This is a genomic window from Halobaculum limi, from assembly GCF_029490015.1.
Classification (GTDB): Archaea; Halobacteriota; Halobacteria; order Halobacteriales; family Haloferacaceae; genus Halobaculum; species Halobaculum limi.
The window spans coordinates 959152-980247 of the sequence record NZ_CP120468.1; the positions used below are offsets into that span (position 1 = coordinate 959152).

Annotated in this window: 22 protein-coding genes; 16 read left to right on the forward strand and 6 right to left on the reverse strand. The window is 66.8% G+C overall.

The window, feature by feature from the left end; translation table 11 throughout:
- Position 1: 1 nt before the first annotated feature.
- From P0D77_RS04795 to P0D77_RS04855, 13 genes are all read left to right on the forward strand, one after another.
- Entirely contained in the window at positions 2 to 589 is a 588-nt protein-coding gene (locus tag P0D77_RS04795) for an NUDIX hydrolase (protein WP_277555077.1), read from the forward strand.
- A 3-nt stretch (positions 590 to 592) separates the two neighbouring features.
- Positions 593 to 1042: a desampylase gene (locus P0D77_RS04800; protein WP_277555078.1), complete on the forward strand. Its 450-nt coding sequence runs from the start codon at positions 593 to 595 to the stop codon at positions 1040 to 1042.
- A gap of 24 nt (positions 1043 to 1066) precedes the next feature.
- Positions 1067 to 1816 carry an SDR family NAD(P)-dependent oxidoreductase gene (locus tag P0D77_RS04805; protein WP_277555079.1) on the forward strand — a complete coding sequence of 250 codons (750 nt, stop codon included), beginning with the start codon at positions 1067 to 1069 and terminating at the stop codon, positions 1814 to 1816.
- Between the two features lie 171 nt (positions 1817 to 1987).
- A complete protein-coding gene (locus P0D77_RS04810; RefSeq protein ID WP_277555080.1) occupies positions 1988 to 2365 on the forward strand; it encodes an ArsR/SmtB family transcription factor in 378 nt (125 codons plus the stop codon).
- An 81-nt stretch (positions 2366 to 2446) separates the two neighbouring features.
- Complete coding sequence (locus tag P0D77_RS04815; protein WP_277555082.1) at positions 2447 to 3103, forward strand: helix-turn-helix domain-containing protein; 657 nt, start codon at positions 2447 to 2449, stop codon at positions 3101 to 3103.
- Positions 3104 to 3190: 87 nt separating this feature from the next.
- On the forward strand, positions 3191 to 3544 hold the full coding sequence (locus P0D77_RS04820; RefSeq protein WP_277555083.1) for a DUF7344 domain-containing protein: 354 nt from the start codon (positions 3191 to 3193) through the stop codon (positions 3542 to 3544).
- Complete coding sequence (locus tag P0D77_RS04825; protein WP_277555084.1) at positions 3541 to 3891, forward strand: HalOD1 output domain-containing protein; 351 nt, start codon at positions 3541 to 3543, stop codon at positions 3889 to 3891. The genes P0D77_RS04820 and P0D77_RS04825 overlap by 4 nt, the downstream gene beginning before the upstream one ends.
- A gap of 124 nt (positions 3892 to 4015) precedes the next feature.
- Positions 4016 to 4390 (forward strand): translation initiation factor IF-5A, encoded by a 375-nt coding sequence (locus P0D77_RS04830; RefSeq protein WP_277555085.1) that lies wholly within the window; start codon positions 4016 to 4018, stop codon positions 4388 to 4390.
- A 7-nt stretch (positions 4391 to 4397) separates the two neighbouring features.
- Positions 4398 to 5270: an agmatinase gene (speB, locus tag P0D77_RS04835; RefSeq protein WP_277555086.1), complete on the forward strand. Its 873-nt coding sequence runs from the start codon at positions 4398 to 4400 to the stop codon at positions 5268 to 5270.
- Positions 5271 to 5329: 59 nt separating this feature from the next.
- A complete protein-coding gene (locus P0D77_RS04840; protein ID WP_277555087.1) occupies positions 5330 to 6097 on the forward strand; it encodes a Nif3-like dinuclear metal center hexameric protein in 768 nt (255 codons plus the stop codon).
- A 122-nt stretch (positions 6098 to 6219) separates the two neighbouring features.
- The gene (locus P0D77_RS04845; protein ID WP_277555088.1) at positions 6220 to 8481 is read left to right on the forward strand and encodes a methyl-accepting chemotaxis protein; all 2262 of its coding nucleotides are present in this window, start codon (positions 6220 to 6222) and stop codon (positions 8479 to 8481) included.
- Entirely contained in the window at positions 8481 to 9200 is a 720-nt protein-coding gene (locus tag P0D77_RS04850) for a bacteriorhodopsin (protein ID WP_277555090.1), read from the forward strand. Before P0D77_RS04845 ends, P0D77_RS04850 begins: the two co-directional genes overlap by 1 nt.
- A 92-nt stretch (positions 9201 to 9292) precedes the next feature.
- The gene (locus tag P0D77_RS04855) at positions 9293 to 10354 is read left to right on the forward strand and encodes a deoxyhypusine synthase (RefSeq protein WP_277555091.1); all 1062 of its coding nucleotides are present in this window, start codon (positions 9293 to 9295) and stop codon (positions 10352 to 10354) included.
- A gap of 265 nt (positions 10355 to 10619) precedes the next feature.
- On the opposite strand, the gene P0D77_RS04860 is transcribed toward P0D77_RS04855, so the two are convergent.
- From P0D77_RS04860 to P0D77_RS04870, 3 genes are all read right to left on the reverse strand, one after another.
- Positions 10620 to 11873, reverse strand: coding sequence for a carboxylate--amine ligase (locus P0D77_RS04860; protein WP_277555092.1), 1254 nt, complete (start codon positions 11871 to 11873; stop codon positions 10620 to 10622).
- A 76-nt stretch (positions 11874 to 11949) separates the two neighbouring features.
- Positions 11950 to 13593, reverse strand: a complete 1644-nt coding sequence (locus tag P0D77_RS04865) for a spermidine synthase (RefSeq protein WP_277555093.1) — start codon at positions 13591 to 13593, stop codon at positions 11950 to 11952.
- 234 nt (positions 13594 to 13827) lie between these two features.
- Positions 13828 to 14553: a GIY-YIG domain-containing protein gene (locus tag P0D77_RS04870; RefSeq protein WP_277555094.1), complete on the reverse strand. Its 726-nt coding sequence runs from the start codon at positions 14551 to 14553 to the stop codon at positions 13828 to 13830.
- A gap of 134 nt (positions 14554 to 14687) precedes the next feature.
- On the opposite strand from P0D77_RS04870, the gene P0D77_RS04875 reads away from it, so the two are divergent.
- Both P0D77_RS04875 and P0D77_RS04880 read left to right on the forward strand, forming a co-directional pair.
- Positions 14688 to 15710, forward strand: a complete 1023-nt coding sequence (locus tag P0D77_RS04875; protein WP_277555095.1) for an AI-2E family transporter — start codon at positions 14688 to 14690, stop codon at positions 15708 to 15710.
- 80 nt (positions 15711 to 15790) lie between these two features.
- Positions 15791 to 16633: an ion transporter gene (locus tag P0D77_RS04880; RefSeq protein WP_277555096.1), complete on the forward strand. Its 843-nt coding sequence runs from the start codon at positions 15791 to 15793 to the stop codon at positions 16631 to 16633.
- Positions 16634 to 16715: 82 nt separating this feature from the next.
- Here the strand turns inward: P0D77_RS04880 and P0D77_RS04885 are convergent, their stop codons facing one another.
- Positions 16716 to 17657, reverse strand: coding sequence for a DUF4397 domain-containing protein (locus tag P0D77_RS04885; RefSeq protein WP_277555097.1), 942 nt, complete (start codon positions 17655 to 17657; stop codon positions 16716 to 16718).
- 429 nt (positions 17658 to 18086) lie between these two features.
- Between P0D77_RS04885 and P0D77_RS04890 the strand changes: the two genes are divergently transcribed.
- Positions 18087 to 18281: a cold-shock protein gene (locus P0D77_RS04890; protein ID WP_089822659.1), complete on the forward strand. Its 195-nt coding sequence runs from the start codon at positions 18087 to 18089 to the stop codon at positions 18279 to 18281.
- 131 nt (positions 18282 to 18412) lie between these two features.
- Here the strand turns inward: P0D77_RS04890 and P0D77_RS04895 are convergent, their stop codons facing one another.
- Both P0D77_RS04895 and P0D77_RS04900 read right to left on the reverse strand, forming a co-directional pair.
- Positions 18413 to 19480: a DUF4397 domain-containing protein gene (locus P0D77_RS04895; RefSeq protein WP_277555101.1), complete on the reverse strand. Its 1068-nt coding sequence runs from the start codon at positions 19478 to 19480 to the stop codon at positions 18413 to 18415.
- A gap of 225 nt (positions 19481 to 19705) precedes the next feature.
- Positions 19706 to 20905, reverse strand: a complete 1200-nt coding sequence (locus P0D77_RS04900) for a redox-regulated ATPase YchF (RefSeq protein WP_277555102.1) — start codon at positions 20903 to 20905, stop codon at positions 19706 to 19708.
- Between the last annotated feature and the right edge of the window lie 191 nt (positions 20906 to 21096).

Consider the following 21096-nt stretch of genomic DNA (forward strand, 5'->3'; position numbering starts at 1 on the left):
TATGAGCACGGACGACGCCGGCGCGAGCGACGCCGGAGCGAGCGAAGAGACGGAACACGAGAACGCGCTTCAAGACGTTATCGCCGTCGACAGCGACGACAACCCGCAGGGGACGGTCAATCGCTTGGAAGCCCACACCGGGCACGGTATCCGCCACCGGGCGTTCACCTGCCTCGTCTTCGACGGAGAGGGTCGCCTCCTCCTCGGCCAGCGCGCCCCCGGCAAGCGCCTGTGGGGGACGCACTGGGACGGCACCGTCGCCTCCCATCCGGTCGAGGGACAGTCACAAGAAGAGGCGACAGCCGTCCGTCTGGAGGAGGAACTCGGCGTCACGCCCGACCAGTACGACGACCTGCGCGTGACCGACCGCTTCGAGTACAAGCGCTACTTCGAGAACGCCGGCCTGGAGTGGGAGGTGTGTGCGGTGCTGAAGGTGACGCTCGACGACACCACCCTCGACCCCGATGAAGACGAGATTGCGGGGCTGCTGTGGGTCGACTACGAACACCTCCACGAGCACCCCGAGTGGTACCGTCAACTGCGCCTGTGCCCGTGGTTCGAGATTGCGATGCGCCGCGACTTCGAGTAGGGCGTGCCCGCCGACCGCCTCCTGCTTCCGTCCGCGGTCCGCGAGACCCTCCACGAGCGACGGGCCGCGGGCGCACCACAGGAGGTGTGTGGCGTCCTCCTCGGCGACCGAGCGACCGACAGCGACGACGAGACGACCCCCGACGTCGGCGACCCGCTAGCCGACCGCGTCGTCGAGGCCGTCGCCGTCGACAACGTCGCCGCCGACCCGGAACGATTCTACGAACTCGATCCGACCGAGACCGTCGCCGTCGTCGAGGACGCCGAAACGCGGGGGCTAGCGGTGGTCGGCTTCTACCACACCCACCCACGCGGCCCCGCGTCGCCGTCGTCGGTCGACCGCGATCGCGCGACGTGGGTTGGCTACGTCTACTGCATCGTCGCGCCCGACGACGTCGTCGCGTACCGGTGGACGGGCGAGCAGTTCCGCTCGCTCCGGGTCGAAACGCCGTAATCCCCCCCGGCCCGAAGGAGACGTATGACCGACCACGACGCGACTCGAGACGCCGACCTCGTCGCCGACGGCGGGACGCCCGATCCGGACCTGTACGACGACCTGACCGGCCAGGCGGCGCTCGTGACCGGCGCGAATCGCGGCATCGGTGCGGAGATCGCCGCGAACCTCGCGGACTTGGGCGCGACCGTCTACGCGGGCGTGCGCAGCGTCACGTACGACCTGCCCGACGAGTACGAACGCGTGACTCTCGACGTGAGCCAGGAGGGCGACATCCAGGACGCACTCAACCAGATCGGCGAGACCGAGGACGGTCTCGACATCCTCGTGAACAACGCCGGCGTCGGCCACTTCGGGAACCCACTTCACGAAGAGCAGACGCACCACATCGACCACTCCATCTCGGTGAACCTCCGCGGGCCGATGCTGCTGTGTAAGTACGCCGTACCGCCGATGTTGCGCACGGAGACGCCCCGCATCGTCAACGTCTCCTCCGGGATGGGTGCGCTCGGGGAAGACCAGTCGGGTGGATCGCCGTCCTACCGCGTGACGAAGACGGGGCTGAACGGCCTGACGAAGTATCTCCACGGCGAGTACGCCGACGAGGGGTTGATCGCCAACTCGGTGTGTCCCGGTTGGGTCCACACCGAGATGGGCGGCGAAGAGGCTCCTCGAACCCCCGCCGAGGGCGCGGAGACGCCGACGTGGCTCGCACGGTTCCGGTCGGGGCCGGGCGGGCGGTTCTGGCGGAAGAACGCGGTCATCGACTGGTAGTTCCACGCTACCGGAATCGTGCACGGTGACCGGCCCCGAAGAACGAATACGTCCGGTGGCCCGGCGAAGCGAACGATCCGTTCCGGAACCTCGTGATCGTTCGTCCACTAGTATATAAGACGCTGATATGACAAGCATCACCTACTGGTGGGGACGAATCTTCTTACTGGTGTGACACTGGAGACCCCACCCGACTGGTCGACCGTATTCGACGCACTCGCGAACGCCGAGCGGCGGCGTGTGCTCGTCCACCTGACCGACGCTCCAGCGGAGCCGGTTTCGCCTCACGACCTCGCGGTGGTGTTGACCGGGGACGGTCCACCCGACGCTGTCGAGGAGCACCTCGTCCGCCTGCGTCACGTGCACCTCCCGAAACTCGAAGCGAGCGGTCTCACGACGACCGAGGACGGGGGCGTGGTGGCGAGTCAGTTCGCGATGGCACTGCCGACGTGGTCCCTCGACCCGACGGCAGGCGCCGTGCCAGATCCGGTGGAGTTCGGGCTGGTCCAGAACGAACGGGGGGCCGCCGGGCGAAGCAGCGGCGACTGAGACCCACGCCGGTAGCCTCGCGTCGTCGTGGACCGTTCACCGAACAATCGAGTTGAATACCCGCTACGGCGTACTCATCGTATGGCAGTCATCGCGGAGTTCACCGTCGCGCCCGAGCAGTTCGTCCTCGGGCAGGTGCTGTCGCGGGCCTCCGACATCGAAGTCGAGATGGAACGCGTGGTGCCGAGTTCTCAGCGGGTGATGCCGTACATCTGGGTCCGCGGTGACGACCTCGCGAGTTTCGAGGAGGCTATCCAGTCCAGCGACTACGTCGAGGAAGTCGTCCCGCTCGACGTCGTCGGCAACCGGGGATTGTATCGCGTCGAGTGGAGCGAAGACGTCCGGAGCCTCATCTACGCGATGGCGGCGTTCGACGCAACCATCCTCGAGGCGAACAGCACCGGGCAGTGGTTCTTCCGCATCCGATTCGAGGACCAAAACCGCGTGGCGGAGTTCAACGAGTTCCTCAACGACCGCGGCATCGACATCACGATGACCCGCCTGTACCGACTTCACGAGGGCGAACGCGAACGTCCGTTCGGCTTGACCGAGACCCAACAGCGCGTCCTCTCGCTGGCTATCGAACGCGGGTACTTCGAGGTGCCGCGGCGGGCGACCCTGCGGGACATCGCCGCCGAACTCGACGTCTCCGAACAGTCCGTCTCCGAGACCATTCGCCGCGGCGCGAACAAGGTGCTCAAACAGACGCTCGTACAACTGGAAGCCGTCTCGGAGTGACTACGCGGCCGACGGTCGGCCGATTACTTAAAGAGCATTACATAACAAGCGACAGGGCTTCGTGAGGGCTAGAACAGATACTCTATTATGACTGGTCGGGGACCACAAAATTGGTCAAATATCTATGATGCGCTGTCTCACATCCATCGCCGGGAACTCCTCCGATATCTCACCCGCGAGACCGTTGGGCCAGTACAGACCGAGTCGTTGGCACGGCACCTGCAAAGTGAGGGCACCGATCGGGAGTCGTTAGACGACGCACTCGTCGAACTTCGACACGTCCACCTGCCGAAGTTGCTCGACGCAGATCTCATCACGTGGCGACGCGACGACGGTGTCGTCGTCCCGACGACGTTCGCGCGCGAAGCGCCGGCCCTGTTGTACGAACCCGCCAAGACGTTCGAGCGAACGGTCGACAGTCGACAAGAGGGTCAGCTATGATCGAGGACCCTGGGAGAAACGATCGCTTCACTGGGTTCGACTCGTCGGCGGTGACCGAGTACCCGTACGACGAGGACGGCGACACCGAACCGGTGAGCGTCCGCGTCGTCGAGAGTGTCGCCGCGGCGACGAACAGTCGCGCCGTCGACCTCTCCCCCCTTTTCGAGACGGTCGAACCCGACGCACTCGACTCGTTGTATCCGCCGCACGGCCCCGGTGGAATCGTCATCGCCTTCCGATACGAGGGGACCATCGTCGAACTCAGTGGCCCCGGAGATGTGGTCGTCGCACTCGAAGACGACTCAGCGGCCGGTGAGGCCGACGAGAGCGGCGGCCTGCCCAGCTAGGGGAGTAGCACCGACCGTTCGGCGTCCGAGTCGCAACCTCACGTAGCATCGCCGTCGTTTCACCCGTGAGCCGTCGCTGGACGCTATCAAACCGTTTATACGGCGGCGACGGAAATCGCGAGGTATGCCTCGAGAGCAGAAGCAGGTCCGCGAACTTCAGGAGGGGAGCTACGTGATGATGGAGGACTCCCCCTGCAAGATTAACGCCTACAGCACCGCGAAGCCGGGCAAACACGGCAGCGCGAAGGCCCGTATCGAGGGCAAGGGCGTCTTCGACGGCAAGAAGCGGTCGCTCTCTCAGCCGGTCGACGCGAAGGTGTGGGTGCCGATCATCCAGCGGAAACAGGGTCAGGTCGTCAGCGTCTCCGGCGACGACGCACAGGTGATGGACTTAGACACCTACGAGACGTTCACGATGCGCGTGCCCGAAGACGAGGACTTCCAGCCCGACCAGAACATCGAGTACCTCGAGTACGAGGGCCAGCGGAAGGTCGTCTGATCGGCTCGTGACCTTTCCCGGTGCTGTCGCCGACCGCGAGGAGGCGGCGTACGTCCTGACGGGTGCGCCACTCGACGCGACGACGACGTTTCAGCCGGGCACTCGCTTCGGCCCCGAGCGGATCCGCCGCTTCGCGGCCACCTACGACGACTACGACCACCACACCGACGCTTCGTTCTCCGACCTCGGTGTCCACGACGCCGGCGACGTCCCCGCGTGGGACGCCGTCGACGACTATCTCGACCACCTCAGCGCCGAGCTTCGCGCGGCGGTCATCGACGACGCCGTCCCGCTCCTCCTCGGCGGCGAACACACTGTCACGTGGGCGGGCGTGCGCGCCACCGACCCCGACGTGCTCGTCACGCTCGACGCGCACCTCGACCTCCGTGACGCCTACGACGGCAATCCGCTGAACCACGCCTGCGTCGTCCGCCGCTGCTTGGACGGCTACGCGGGCGGGGACGGAGCCGACGACTACCCCACCGTCGACGAGGTGGTCGTCCTCGGCGCTCGAACTGGCTCACCCGAGGAGTTCGAGCGTGCCGACCACGACGACGTGACTGTGGTCCCCCCCGAAGACGTGGCCGACTGGGAGCCAGCGTTCGGCGACCGCGACGTGTACCTCTCGGTCGACATCGACGGCGCGGACCCCGGCTTCGCGCCCGGTACGGGGACGATGGAGCCGTTCGGCCTCACGCCCCGAGAGATGCGCGACGCCGTCCGCGCGGTCGCCCCCCACTGCGTCGGTATCGACGCCGTCGAAGTGAACGACCGCGACGACGGGCAGGCGGCGGCGCTGGCGGGCAAACTCCTCCGTGCGGCGGTGTACGCCCACGCCGCGGCCGCCGCCGACGCGACGGGCACGGCGGACGCGCCGTAATCCACCGTCGTTGACAGCGTCGCGCCGACTACATATTCCCGGAGCGTGAACGCCGCCGTATGCAACGCTCCACGTTCGTCGACCGACTCGACGAGACACTCGACACCGACGCGTACAGCGACCTCGACGCCTCGCCGAACGGCCTCCAAGTCGGCACACGCGAGGGTGACGTGACGCGCGTCGCCTTCGCCGTCGACGCTGTCGAGGCGACGGCGCGGGAAACCATCGAGTGGGGGGCCGACCTCCTCGTCACTCACCACGGGATGATCTGGGGCGGCCTCGACCGCGTGACCGGCCGCGAGTACGACCGCATCGAACCGCTCGTCGCCAACGACGTCGCCCTGTACGTCTCGCATCTCCCCCTCGACGGCCACCAGGAACTGGGCAACGCCGCCGGCGTCGCCGACACCCTCGGCCTCGTCGACCGCGACCCGTTCGGCGAGATGGGCCCCGAACACGTCGGGCAAGCCGGTGTCGCACCCGACGGACTCACACGCGAGGCGGTCGCCGACACGCTGGCGGCGGACCTCGACCACGCGGGCGAAGGAGTACAGGTGCTTCCGTTCGGCCCCGACCGTATCGACACCGTCGGCATCGTCACCGGGAGCGGCAGCGACTGGCTTCGCGAGGCTGAATCCCGCGGCCTCGACGCCCTCGTCACGGGCGAGGGGAAGGGGAAGGCGTACCACGAGGCACGCGAGGCGGGCGTCAACGTGTTCCTCGCGGGCCACTACGCCACCGAGACGTTCGGCGTCCGGTCGCTGCAGGCGCTCGCAGACGAGTGGGGCCTGGAGACGCGCTACATCGACCACCCGACCGGACTGTAGCCGACACCCGCTACCGGCCACGACTGCGCCCGCCAGCGACGGCGAGTGTCCGACACACTCTGTGATTCAATTGTGATACTCGGGTACGTGCTTTCATACGCCCGACGACGGTGTCTCACGCGATGCAATTCACAGACGTCTGGGGGTCGTTGGTCCCAGACAGACTTCGCCGTCGATACGCGGCGAAGTTGACGGTCGCGTTGCTGGTGGTGGTCGTTCTCACGGTCGCCTTCGGTGCGGTGGTACAGGCGCAGACGGAGGCGCAACTGCGGCAAGACGTCGACGAGGAACTGTCGACCACGGCCGCGGTTCGGGCGGACACGCTCGATACGTGGCTCAGCGGCGTTCAGAAGCAGACCGTCCTCACGTCCCAACACCCGGCGATGGTCTCCGGCGACCTCGACCGGGTGAACGGTCACCTCGAACAGTTGCAGGTGAGCGGTGCGATTCCCGCCGGTGTCGCCGCGGTCCACTACTACGACACCGCGGACAAGCGCATCGTCGCGTCGACGAGCGACAAGATGGTCGGCGTCAGTCCGGCCGACCAGGGCGCGCCGTTCGCACAGACCCCGCCGACGTTCGACGGCGCCGACGATACGCACGTCACCGACCCGTTCGAGGTGCCCGTCGTTGACCACCCGGTCGTCGCGGTCGTCTCGCCGGTACCGGGCGCGGAGAACCGCGCGGTCATCTACATGTTGAACATCGAGACGCACGCGTCGGCGCTCGCGGGCACCTCCGGCACGGAGACGATGGTCGTGGACGCCGACGGCGAGTTCGTCGTCCACCCGGACGCGTCGCAGATTGGCGAGGCGTTCGCGGCCGCCGATGCACTGCTCGGTGCGTCCGACCTCGTCGAGCGAGACGGGCAGGTGATGACGTCGGCGAACGTCGTCTCGACCGACTGGACGGTCGTCACGCGAACGCCGGCGGCACAGGCGTACGCCCTCGGTGACCGCGTCACCTCGAATATTCTCGGCCTCATCCTGTTGACCGTCGTCGGCCTCTCGGTCGTCGGCGTCACCATCGGGTCGAACACGGTCGTCGCTCTCCGGCGACTCGCGGACACCGCCGACGCCATCGCCGGTGGCGACTACGAGGCAGGGATGGAGACGAACCGCGTCGACGAGGTGGGTCGGGTCGTCGACTCCGTCGAGACGATGCGCGACTCGCTTCGCTCGACGATCGCAGAGGCCGACGACGCACGTGCGGAGGCCGAACGCGCCCGTGCCAGCGCACAGGCCAGCGCCGACGCCGTCGAGGAGACCGCCGCCGAGTACGGCGCGGTGATGCGGTCGGTCGCCGACGGCGACCTCACCCGCCGGGTCGACGCCGACACCGACAGCGCCGCGATGCGTGCGGTCGGCGAGGCGTTCAACGAGATGGTCTCGGCGATCGAAGACACCATCGCGGACGTGAAGCGGTTCTCCGGCCGCGTCGTCGACGAGGCCGAGGTCGCCGAGACGAACGCCGCGGAGGTTCGCGAGGCCAGCGAGTCGGTCGCCGTCTCCGTCGACGAAATCGCAGACGGTGCGGACGAACAGACCGGTCACCTCCACGACGTCGAAGCCGAGATGTCGGACCTGTCGGCGTCGGCCGAGGAGGTCGCGTCGACGGTCGTCTCCGTCTCTGAACGCGCGAGCAGCGCAAGCGAGGCCGGCGAGTCCGGCCAACAGACTGCCGAGGAAGCGCTCGCCGAGATGGACGCTGTCCGCGAGCGAACGGCCGAGACGATGGCCGAACTCGAACAGTTGGACGACGAGGTGGCCGAGATCGGTGAGATCGCGGAGGTCATCGGCGACATCGCCGAGCAGACGAACCTGCTCGCACTCAATGCCTCCATCGAGGCCGCCCGCACCGGCGCGGGCGGCGACGGGTTCGCCGTCGTCGCAGACGAGGTGAAGTCGCTCGCGGAGGAGACGAAAGAGTCCGCGGAGGCGGTCGAGGCGCGCATCCACCGCGTGCAAGCCCGCACGGGCGACGCCGTGGAGGGGATGCGTGCGACCGACGACCGCGTGCGGGCGGGCGCGGAGACGGTCGAGGGAGCGATCGATTCGCTGTCGACCGTCGCCGGGCACGTCGACGGCATCGACGACGACCTCTCGGAGATCGAACGCGCGACAGAGCAACAGGCCGGGGCCGCCGAGTCCGTCGTCGGGATGGTCGAGGAAGTCGCCGCCATCGGCGACGAGACCACGGCCGAGGCCGCCGAGGCCGCGGCCGCGACCGACCAGCAGACGGCCGCCCTCGCCGACGTCGACACCGCCGCGACCGACCTCGCGACGCGGGCACGACGGCTCCGGGGCCTCCTCACGGAGTTCGACGTCGCCGCCGGCGCGACGTTGGAGACGACTGCCCGCGGCCACACGGAGGCTGACGACTGATGACGGCGTTCACGACGGACCTGTGGCTGTGGCTCGGCTTTGCCGGGATGGCCTTGGGGACGGTGCCGCCGCTGTGGCAACTGCTGGTCGACTCCGAGCGACGAACCCACTACCTCGCGCTCGCGGGCATCACGGGCATCGCGGCCCTCGCGTACGCGGGGATGGCGCTCGGTATCGGGACGGTCACCGTCGACGGCCGCCCGCTGTACGGCCTGCGGTACGCCGACTGGCTGGTGACGACGCTGCTGTTGGTCGGCTACCTGTGGCTGTTGGCCGACGCCGACCGCCGGACGCTCGGTCGCGTCCTCGCACTCGACGCAGCGGTCATCCTGCTGGGTATCGCGGCGGTTGTCCTGCCGACGCCGATTCGGTTCGCCGCCTTCGCCGCCGGTGGGGTGGCGTTTCTCGCACTCGCGCGCGACTTGATCCGAACGCTCCCGGCGCGGGCGGGCACGACCGACGCCCGGCGACTCGCGACGTTCGCGAAACTCCGCAACCTGACGGTCGTGTTGTGGACGCTGTACCCGGTCGTGTGGCTGCTCGGCCCCGCGGGACTGGGGCTGTTGTTCCCATCGGCGGAGGTACTCGTGTTCGTCTACCTCGACGTGGTGGCGAAGGCTGGGTTCGTCATCATCGCGGTGAACTGGGTCGCTGGCGTCGCCGGGTCGGCCGACACGGACGACACCCCCGCGGACGCAGGCGTCGTCTCTGCCGACTGAACGGGCGGCGACCGACGACGCTGCTTCTTCTTGGCTGACTGGTCTGGCTGTGAACCACGCGGTTCAAGCGCCCCGCCGCCACAAACCCGCGTATGAGCGACGAGGGTCACGACGGCGACGACCACGAACACGACGATACGGAGTACGAGACGCCCCACCGCGAGGCGTTCGACCACGACCCGCTGGGGCACACGCGCGTCTCCGGCGGGATGAGCGTCGGCCAGTTGGTCGAGCAGTACGGCCACGCCGGCATCGGCGCGGAGTCGGTCCACGGCGCGGCGGACGTGCTCTCGGAGATGTGGGCCGACGACGACTGCACGGTGTTCCTCTCGTTGGCGGGTGCGATGGTGCCGACGGGGATGCGTCGCGTCGTCGTCGACCTCATCCGCGACGGCTACGTCGACGCCCTCGTCACGACGGGCGCGAACCTCACCCACGACGCCATCGAGGCCATCGGCGGCAAACACCACCACGGCGAGGAGCGGCAGGAGGGCAAGACCCTGCGCGAACACGATGAGCAACTCCGCGACGAGGAGGTCGACCGCATCTACAACGTCTACCTCCCGCAGGAGCACTTCGCGGAGTTCGAGTCGCACCTCCGCGAGGAGGTGTTCCCGCCGCTTGCCGAGCGAGACGGTGCGGTCAGCATCGCCGAGTTGTGCGCGGAGTTGGGTCGGGCGAACGCCACGGTGAACGACCGCGAGAACGTCGAGGAAGGGGCCGGCGTCGCCGCCGCCGCGTACGAACACGACGTGCCGGTGTACTGTCCGGCAGTGCAAGACTCCGTCCTCGGGCTACAGGCGTGGATGTACGCACAGACTTCGGATCTGACGCTCGATGCGCTGGCGGATATGACGCCGCTGACGGACCAGGCGTTCGAGGCAGACACGGCTGGCTGTCTGCTCGTCGGCGGCGGTGTCCCGAAGAACTTCACCCTCCAGACGATGCTCGTCACGCCGCGAGCGTACGACTACGCGGTGCAGGTGACGATGGATCCGGAGGCGACCGGCGGCCTCTCGGGGGCGACGCTGGAGGAGGCGCGGTCGTGGGGGAAGTTGGAGAAAGACGCGCGGAACGCGTCGGTGTACGGCGACGCGACGGTGTTTCTGCCGTTGCTCGTCGCAGCGGCGCGCGAACGTGTCGAAGCCGAGTAGACGACTGGTAGCCGTCTAGTCGACGAGACCCTCGTCTCGTACGTGTCGTTCGAGTTCCTCTGGCGAGTCGAATCCTCTGCCACAGTCGTGACAGAAGACGCGGTCAGATCCGGTTAGGCTCATGTGTACCGATAGCATACTGCAGGAACAGTCTTGAACCCACCGGCCGCCGACAATGTTTACCGAGACGCGAGTACCCGCTGACAAGACGGATAGGACGGGCGCTCGGGGACGTGAGTGCCGTCACTCCCGACGCGTCACCGGATCAGGAGTGGTCTGGTCGGTTACGTGCGAACCGGCGAGGCCACGGGAGGCTTCGTGAGATGCCCTCCGGCAAGACGTTGCCGACGCCCACGAGGAACGGCCACGGGTCGTCCAGTTTGAGGTAGTCGAACCGGGGTTCTCTGAGGATCGAGGTGCCGATGGCCCACACGGTCCCTGGTATCGACGGGCGAGGGACGTGTGGGGAGTCTTCGGTGAGGACGCTCATCAGGTAGCCCAACTCGCCGTGGAGCATGTGCGTGCCGACGCCGATGTCGTAGTCGTGGTCAATCTCGTCGGCGCGGCCCGTCGCCGCCAGCCAGTAGTACCACGGATAGTCTGCGCCGGCCGCGACGGTCGACGGGAGTGACTGCCACATCCGGGGGTTGATCTCCGTGAGGACGTACTCACCGGTCGTGGCGTCGCGCATGTACTCGATGCACGCGAGGCCGTTCCACTCGAGGTGATCCAACAGCGCCCGGCCCACCCGCTCCAGTTCGGGGTCGTAGATGGAGCGTCGGTAGACGCCGCCGCCGCCGGTGTAGGAGTTACCGCGGATCTGTCGGTGCTGGAACGTCGCCAATGCCTCGCCGTCCTGGTACAGGCCGGTGAACATGTACTCGCCGTCGGTGTGGATGAACTCCTGGACGATGGGGTCGTGACGCATCGCCCGTCGGACCGCCTCGACGTCCGGCGTCTCGCCGTGGCCGGTGTGGTAGATGTGCTTGACGACGTCCATATCGTCGGGGCCCAACTCGTCGAGGTACGCGTCCGCGAGGACGTTGTACCGCGATTTGATCAGCAGGTCCGGGTCCCAGTCGTCGACCGCAGACAGCGCCCGCGTCTCGGGGACGGGGACGCCCGCGGCCTCCGCCTCTGCGGCCAGTTGCAGGCGGTCGTGGACGCGTTCCAGTTGCGCCATCGTCGGCACGACCAGCGAGACGTGGTCGCTGAACTCGGCTTCGTACCGCGAGAGGACGTACGAGTCCTCTGGACGGACGGGGATGATCGTCTTCACGTCGTCACGTTCGGCGAGTTCGAGGAGGGCGTCGCGGTACGTCAGCAGTCCTTCACGGGGGTTCGGCAGTGATACAGATTCGTCGCAGTAGCGTGAGGCCGCCGCGGGGACCGTCTCCTTCTCGGAGGCGATGACGGCGCCGACGCCCCGGCTCGCGAGCGACCGCAGACACGTGTAACTGGAGGCGTCGTGTCCCGTCGGGATCAGGGCACGGTCGACCGTCCGCTGCGTAGGCTCCATTCGTACTATTCGATTTCGTGAGCCGCGTGATAGATATGCGGCGGCAAACTGGCTACGGGCCCCGGGTAGCGTGTGGCTACCCAGTAGACTGCGGGGCACTCGACGGCACACTCGACGGCGGCCGTGCGGCGTCGATACGGATCGCCGGTCGGGCGTTCGCGGGCGGCGAATTGCTCTCGTTCGTCTCCTGGATCACGTATCGCTGGCCTACCATCGGATCGAGGAGGCTGTCAACCGGTGCCCGGTCGTCGCGCAGGCGGGGCACGTCGTCGGTGCGCGGCGGCGGAGCGAGCGTCCGTATCTCCTCGTCGAGGCCGATGCCGATGTCGCGGCGGGCGTTGCGATCCAACAGCGTCGCCTCGGAGAGTCGGGTGCCGTTTTTCGTGGCAACGACTTCGACGTTCTGGACCACGGGACCGCCGAGCGTCGGGAAGCCGTACACCTGCGGGAACACCGCGTTCATCGTGCGATACTCGGCGCGGTAGAACTGTGATGCGGGACCGCTCGCCGCCGAGACGACGTTCGCGAAGAGGATGCCGTCCTCGTCGAGGCGGTCGCGTGCCAGTCGCATGAACTCCACCGTCGTCAACTCGAACGGCACCTTGTCTTTCTGGTAGGCGTCGAGGACGATGAGGTCGTACGTGTGGTTCGTCTCGCGGAGGTACTGTCGCCCGCCCTCGGTGTGAATCTGCAGGCGCGGCGACTCCTCGACGCCGAAGTACGCTTTCGCCGTGTCGACGACCTCGGGGTCGATTTCCGCCACGTCGACGGTCACGTCGTAGTCTTCGACAAATCGCTTCGGGCCGGTGAAGCCACCGCCGCCGATGAACAGCACCCGGTCTATCTCGTCGGGGTCGTCGGCGAACAGCATCGGGAGGTGGAAGTAGCGGGTGTACGAGAACACGTGCCGGTTCGGGTCCTCCAGATCCATCGCGCTGTGTCGCTGCCCGTCGAGATACAGCGTGCGCGTGTCACCGAGGTCAACGACCTGGAGGTGTTGGTACGGCGTCTGCGTCTCGTAGACCACCTGCCCCTCGACGGTGTACCCCGCCGCGCCCGTCGCTGCCGACGTGATCAACAACAGGGCGACGAACCCAGTGACTGCAGCGCGGTCTCGGCTGATCGGGCGGCTGATCACGAGCGCCGTCACCACCGAGAGGACGCCGAAGACGAGCGCAATTTGGTTGATGCCGAGCGACGGGACGAGCAGGTACGTCGTCGCGAACGCGCCGACGATGCTGCCGACGGTCCCAAGCATGTAGACGTGACCGGACGCCTCGCCGATGCCCTCTTTCGCGGACAACTCTGCGGCGCACGGGCTGACGTACCCCAGCAGGTAGGTGGGCGGGCCAAACAGGAGGACGACCGCCGGCAGCGACGCGATTCGGCTGGGCAGGGGGAACCCGGAGGCCGAGCGCAGGAGGATGTCACCGACGAGGATGAGGCCGGCGACGTACGCCGCGGTGATCAGGAACACGCGGGCCATCCGGCCGTTCGTCGCCTGCTGTGCGGCCTGCTTGCCGCCGCGGTGGTAGCCGTAACTCAGCGCCGCGAGGAAGACGCCGATGATGGTGCCCCACGTGTAGATGCTGCTACCAAACTGCGGGGCGATCATCCGCCCGGCGAGTATCTCTAGTCCCATACTCGCGACGCCGGAGACGAACACGGCCGTCTCCGGCTTGCTCAAGCGGAGGCTGTCGAGCGACGGCGAACTACTCATTACTCGGGGCACGGCCCGCGTCGGGGTAACTGTTGGCCGCGACACAGAGGAGTAACGCACTTGCGGGGGCGGGCGGTAGGTGTGGGTGGCCGATGACGAGGCGACCGCTCAGAGCCTGGGTGGCACCGGTGCCGTGACGAGCCCTATGAGTGCCGAGGCCAGCGTTTTCGACCGTAGCCAGTTCCGAACGAACGGTGCGTACGTCGCTAACGGGCGACGGGTTCTACCCCATAATCACAGCGGTTCCGTCTCCTCCACCGCCGCCGCCAATCGGTCGAGACCGGCGGGGTCGTAGTCGTCGCCGACGTGGTCGACGTTCCACAGTCCCGACGCGCGGATCGCGGGACTGCGACTGTGGTGACCCAGCCAGTGGGCCGGTCGGCGGTCGATCTGTTCCCTGTCTGTGTTGCTGAGAAGCGCGATGAGCGTTCGCTCGACGAGCGCCCGGTCGCTGTCCGGGCCGGGTTCGTCGTCGACGGCGACCCACAGGAACGGCTGGTCGCGGATGTACGCACTCACGCGGCGTTCCAGCGGATACTCCTCCTCGCGGACGGTCGTGCGGTCGCGGTCCAGCGACGCGGTTCGGGTGCCCCAGTCGGGGTAGCGGTCGTGCAAGCCGTACCGTTCGATGAGCGCCTCGCCCACTCGAAGGCGGTACACCGATCCGCGGTGGTTGCCGCCGTGCGGGTGATCAGAACTCCCCGCGCCGGTCCCGTAGTGCTGTTTGAGCCGATTCCACAGCGTCGTTCCGCTCCCAGTAGAGACGGCGTGCGTGCCGACCCGCGTGACGCGACGGCGGCCGTCGCGTCGACGCGCTCCGGGTTCGAGAAACACGTACACGCCGCGTTCGGGCCAGTCCAGATACCCGTCACAGTCGCCCAAGCGACGGGGACCACCGACTGCGTCGCTGACGCGCTCCAAGATGTCGTACAGTCGCTCGACGTCGTCGCGTCGTCCCATCCGCCTACCCGTGCTGCGTCGGTGTCGCACAAAGCGGTTCGGGTGGGTGGTGGTGGCAACTCGACACGGGCGACACTCCGCGACCGAGGCCCTGGATTCGGACTCCAGCGACTCGGGTATCGTCGCGGGGTGCTATGCCGACTCCCCGCGTGTGTACCTCCGTGAGCAAGCAGCACACGGTACTGCTCGCAGCGACGGTAGCCGTCGCGCTGGTCGCGGTCGCGATGGTGTTCCCGCTCGTCGAGTACGTCCTCGCGGCGGCGCTGCTCGCGTACGTCCTCTACCCCATCCACCGTCGGCTGTCGCGACGGACCGACGAGCGACTGTCGGCCGCGCTGTTGCTCGCGGTGTCGGTCGTCGCAGTCGTCGTTCCAGTCGGCCTCGTGCTCGGGGTCGCCCTGCGCGAGGCGATGCGGGTTCGCGAGGCGCTGCTGGCGGGCGAGTTCGGGCTTCGAGAACTCGACGCGCTGGCGGCCGCCGGCGGCTTCGACCTCCGGGGTGAACTGCAGGAACTGACCCGGCAGGAACTGGGTGCCGGACTCGGAACACTGTTGGGGCTGTTCGGCGGCGTGACGGAGGTGCTCGTCGGGCTGACGGTGCTACTGTTCGTCGTGTACTACCTACTGAAAGACGGCGATCGACTGCTCGCGTGGGTCACGGCCGTCGTTCCGGTCGACCCGGCCGTGCAGGCGTCGCTCCGCCGTGATCTTGACCGCATCACGTGGGGCGTCGTCGTCGGCAACGTCGCCGTGGCGTTGGTACAGGGTGTGCTCACGGGGCTGGTGTTCCTCCTCGTCGGCGTCGACAACGTCGTGTTCTGGGTCGTCGTGACGACGCTGCTGTCGCTGCTCCCGATGATTGGTGCGTCGGTGGTGTGGCTGCCGATGAGCGTCTTCCTCGCGGTCACGGGCCGCCCGGTCGACGCCGTGGTCGTGTTCGTCCTCGGCGCGGCGGTGATCAGTCTCTCGGACAACTACCTCCGGCCCATCATCACGGGCCGCGAGGCGCACGTTAGTCCGGGACTGATGGTGCTCGGCATCTTCGGCGGCGTCCTCACTGTCGGCTTCGTCGGTCTGTTCGTCGGCCCCATCGCGCTGGCGTTCCTGAAGTCGCTCGTCGAGACACTCGCAGCGGAGCCACCGTCGCCGCCGGCGTGACGACGACACGCGAGAGACAGGACGGCTCTGGTCGCGTTCACTTCTGGTACTTCTTTACTGCCCGCGAACACACGTGCGGTATGGCCGGACGTGCCACCGAGCGCCCGCCCACGGCTCCCCGCGAACGGGTCCGATTCTACCTCTTGGACCACAAGACGCTGCTGGGTCGGGCCATCGACGTGGCACTGTTGCTGTTGAACCTCGTGTTCGTCGGCGTGTTCGTCGCGCAGACGTACGATATCTCGGCGGGCACGCGAGATGCACTCTGGTCGCTGGAAGTGGGTATCGCCGCGATATTCGTCGTCGAGTACGTCCTCCGCCTGTACGGTGCGGAGAATCGCGTGGCGGAGTTCTTCGACCCGTACACGGTCGTCGACCTGCTGTCGGTGTTACCAACAATCGTCGCCGCACTCACGGTCGGGCCGCTCGTCGGAGTGAACGTCGGGTTCCTGCGTGTCGTGCGTGCGATCCGCGTACTGCGATTCTATCGGTTCACACGCGACGAGGAGTTCTTCTTCGGGACCGTCTCCGCGGGTGCGCTGCGAGCGATGAAGTTCCTGCTCACCGTGTTGGTCATCTTCTTCGTCGCGAGTGGGCTGTTCTACAGCGCCGAGGCGGCGGCCAACCCCGGCGTCGACAACTTCGGCGACGCGTTCTACTACATGGTCGTCGCGCTCACGACGGTCGGCTTCGGCGACATCGTCCCGATGACCGTCGCGGGCCGGTGGGTGACGGTCGCCGGTATCCTCGCGGCGATCGTCCTCGTCCCGTGGCAGGCGGGCAAGATCGTCAAAGCGTGGACGAGCGAGGGTCGAGTCGACGTGACGTGCCCCAACTGCGGACTCACGGGTCACGACCCCGACGCCTCACACTGTAAGGCGTGCGGGAGCGTCATCTATCAGGAGTACGAGTCGTCGGAGTAACCCCGCAACCGGGGGTCGTCCCGGTCGGGTCGCGGGGTGGTCGGTCGGTGCGGTCGATCAGGTCGTCGGCAGGGTCGTCAGATCACTCTTCGCTCTCTTCCTCCTCCTCGCCTTCGTCGTTCTCGTCCTCTTCGTCTTCGTCCTCGTCGTCTTCGTCATCATCGTCGTCGTCACCGTCCGGTCCAGGGTCCTCTGGCGGTCCTGGGTCCACGGGTGGGCCGTTTGGCCCGTCGGGGAGTTCGACGGTTCGCGTCGCGTCTTCGGTGAGGAGCACGCCGAAGCTGCTGGCGTTCTCACTCGGCGGGTCGAGGTAGCCGACCGCGTAGGCGGTGTAGGCAGTCTCCTCGTCGAGTTCCACGTCGACAGTCGCGACGACGGTGCCGTTGTTGTCCTCACTCGCCGCGCGAATCTCGACGGTGTACTCGCCCTCGGGCACAGTCAAGTAGTCGGTCGCGTCGCCGAAGGAGACGTTGTCCGCGAGGACGACGTCCGTGCCTTCGACGGTCACGTCGACGGCGGGCGCGTCAGGCGAGAGGTGGATCACCGAGATGGCGGCCTCCTCTTCCTCGGGCGTGTACGCGTCGTCCGAGTAGGTCACCAGATCGAACGGCTCCGTCGCGTTCTCACCGACCTCACCGCTGGCGGCGATGGTCGTGATAGAACGCGGCGGCACCGTGAGCGATCCCTCGTACACGACCGTCTCGCCGTCGGCAGTCGTCACGGTGACGTTGTAGTCACCGGCCCCGACTTCGAGGTAGCCGGTTGAATTGCCGAACGCGAGATCGTCGGCGACGGTCTCGTTGTTCACGAGTACGTCGACGGCGGGCGCGTCAGGTGAGGCGTGGACGATCCGAAGATACGCCGTCTCCTGTGTGGTCGGTCCGTCTTCCTGTACCGCTACGTTCGCTGTCGGCTGTGGTGCCGACGCGGTAGGGCCCGCGAACGCCGCTCCCGTGAGAACGACGCTTCCCACGAGTACCGCCGCGAGTACCACCGCGAGTCTTGCTGTCAGTTGCTGTCGCATCGCACATTATTGATATGTCTGTTCGGGGATTGTTATGCGCTGGTCGGCGGTTTCGGGGCGTCTCTTACCGATTTACGCCTTGTTCGTAACGTCGGCGTACGTGCACAGCGGGGTCGCTGTTCGAGTATCGCCGACCGTCACCCCCGGTAGCAGTAAGTGCGTCGTGTAGCGAGAAATCGAGCATTTCGTTCGCACGGCCCGCCGACAGTCACGCCAACGGAGCCACCAACAGAGTCACCGGTGTATCTCCGTATCCGTCGAAGCAACCGGTGGTTGTGACGGATTGGGCACCGAATCGACGTGAAACCAAATGTGCTTGGTCAAATGTACACAGAAGTAGCTTCTCGCAGAATATTCGTTTAGCATAAATCGGGTCTGCAAAACAAATACCCAAGTCTTATCCCATTCAGGGCCATTCGTTTAGTTGCAATGGCAAACGGTAAGGTTGACTTCTTCAACGACACTGGCGGCTACGGTTTCATCTCGACTGACGACTCGGACGACGACGTGTTCTTCCACATGGAGGATGTCGGCGGCGAGGATCTGACCGAAGGTACTGAGATCGACTTCGACATCGAGCAGGCTCCCAAGGGCCCCCGCGCGACGAACGTCGTTCGCAACTAAGTTTCACACCGTCGCCACACGGCGACACACTGTGGACCGCTTTCTTCGAGACGCACTTCAGTCGTGAGCCGATGGCTTCGCGTCAGTCGGGACAAAAAGAACGCCGAGACGGTCGTCACGCAGTGACGCTGTCAGGCCGCTTCGGTTCCGGCCTCAGTTCCGCTTTCGGTTCCGCTCTCCGTCCCGGCCTCAGTTCCGCTTTCGGTTCCGGTCTCGGTTCCCTCAGCCGTCCCAGTTTCGTCTTCCGACGCCGTCGCGTCGACGGTCGTGAGGACCTCGAACGGGGCGTCGGCCGCTTCGCCATCGGGAGAGACGTACCCGGTCGCGAACGCCGACGCCACAGAGGCACCAGGCAGCGACACGTCGGCGGACGCGACGACGGTTCCGGGCGCGACCGTCTCGGCCGCCGTGCCGGTGTCGGTACCGCCGTCGGTCTCGTTTCCGGTCTCTGTGCCCGTCTCATCGCCGCCCGCCGTCTCGGTTCCGGCGTCGCCACCGCCGCCCGCGACGGCGATGTCGAGCGTGTAGTCACCAGCGGGGACCTCCACGTAGTCGCTGGCCTCGCCGAACGCCACTTCCTCGACGAGTGTGTCGCCACCTTGGACGGCGACGCTCACGGCTGGCGCGTCGGGCGAGGCGTGGACGACTCTGACGGCCGCAGTCTCTGCGTCGGGCGCTTCGACGCGGTCCTCGAACGCCTCGACGGCGAACGACTGTCGCTGCTCGGCCAGTTCACCGAGGGCGCCGACGGTGAACGCGCCGCTGGTGAACTCTACGTCCTGTTCGAAGACGGCGTCGTCCTCGCCGGTCGGCGCGACAGCGACCGCGTACGTACTCGGTTCGAGGACGTAGTAGTCGCTCACCGTGCCGTACGCGACGTCGGTGAGAATCTCTGCCCCGCCGACGGACACGTCCACATTGGGCGCGTCCGGCGAGAGGTGTGCGATCCGCACGACCGCGTTGCCCTCCTCGACGGCCGCCGCCGGGTCGTCAGTCGTCTCCGGCGGTTCGGGCGTCTCGGTGGGTGAGCCCTCCGTCTCTTCGTCTCCTTCGGTCATCTCCTCGACGGTTCCGACCGTTCCGTTCGTCGCGTTCGTGCTGTTGTTCCCCGTCGTGCCTCCACATCCTGCGAGGCCGACACCGACGGCTGTCCCGAGCACTGCTGCAAACTGTCGCCGCGACACTGTTCGTCGTGTCATACGGGTCCAACCGTCCCACGCGCACCGCTTTGTTATGGATGTGAGCGCGACCCGACACGTTCGGATTACGACCGGGAGCGACCCCGTCGTCTCTCGGGCGGCGGATGCGACACGTTCACACGATGACACGCGGTGCAGTCGGTCGGTAAGGTCGCCTCGTCCGACGTTGTCAGCACGTAAGGCGAGCGTACGGGCGCCAATCCGCGACGCGCCAGCGATTCGCGGCTACCCGGTGGTGATGACCTCGACCACGTCGCGGTGGTCGAGGACGGTGTCGGCACCGACCTGCCGACCGCTCCGACAGTCGATGCCGTGGAGGAAGCCCTCGCCGATGTCGGAGTGGAGCGTGTACGCGAAGTCCTCGGCCGTCGCGTGGCCGGGCAGGACGAAGCAGTCGCGGAACGGTCCCTTGCTCCAGTTGCCGTTCGCACTCCCGGGGAAGACTGCCTTCGCGTCGAGTTCCTCGAACAGCGCCGTCTCGATCACCTGCTGGACGCCCGTGCCGTCGTACTCGGTGACGAACTCGCGGATCACTTCCAGCCCCTGTTGTTGGTCGTCGCTCACGTCGCCGACGATGTCGAAGTCGTCGTCGCCCTGCGTGTACTCGACGACGCCCGCCTCGTCGGCCTTCTTCAGCGACCCTTCGGCGTGTGCGCTCGTGGGGACAACCGTGAGGTGTTCGTACTCGGGGTCGCTCGTGACCGCCTCGTAGTTGTCGCTGGCGGCGGGCGTGTCCATCTTGTTCGCGGCGACAACCATCGGCTTCGTCCGCTTGCGAATCTCGCGGGCGAGGTCGAAGCGGTCGTCGTCGTCCCACGTCTCGGGGTCCAGATCCAGATCCAGCGCAAGGATCGTCTGTTTGATCTCGTCTTTGTTCGTGCGGAAGGCGCTCATCTGCTCGGCGAGGACCTCCTCGACGCCCGTCTCGTCGCCGGGGTTCGGTCCCTGATACATCGACTCGAACTTCTCGATGCCCTTCTGTAAGATGTCGAGGTACCACTGGTCGAGTTCGTTCTCGAGGAAGTCGATGTCCTCGCGCGGGTCGTGGCCCTCGGTCGGTTCACCCTCGATGTCGGTCGTCCCCGAGAAGTCGACGACGTGGATGAGGACGTCCGCCTCGTTCAGGTCAGAGAGGAACTGGTTGCCGAGGCCGTTGCCCTCGTGTGCGCCGGGGATGAGGCCCGCCACGTCGACGAGTTTGACGGGAACGAACCGGGTGTCCTCGCGACAGAAGCCGTGGTTCGGTTCGCACGTCTCCTCGAACTCCGGGGCCGGACAGTCGACGCCGACGTACGCCTCGCCGACGCTGGGATCGATGGTCGTGAACGGGTACGCACCCTCGGGCACGTCGTTCATCGTCGCCGCGTTGAAGAAACTCGACTTCCCGACGGACGGCTTGCCGACGAGACCGATCTTGTAGCTCATTACCCGCGCTTGCCGCGCCGAGTGAAACGGCTTTCTACTGCACGGCTCCTGTGTCGTCCGTTCACACGGGCATCACACGGGATCGGTTCGAGTGGAACATCGAAGAAGGGCGGGACCGACGACAGTTTCGGCAACCCCGACGGAGTCTGTCGATCCGGCGCGATCCACGGTACTGTCTATCTCGGAAGCCC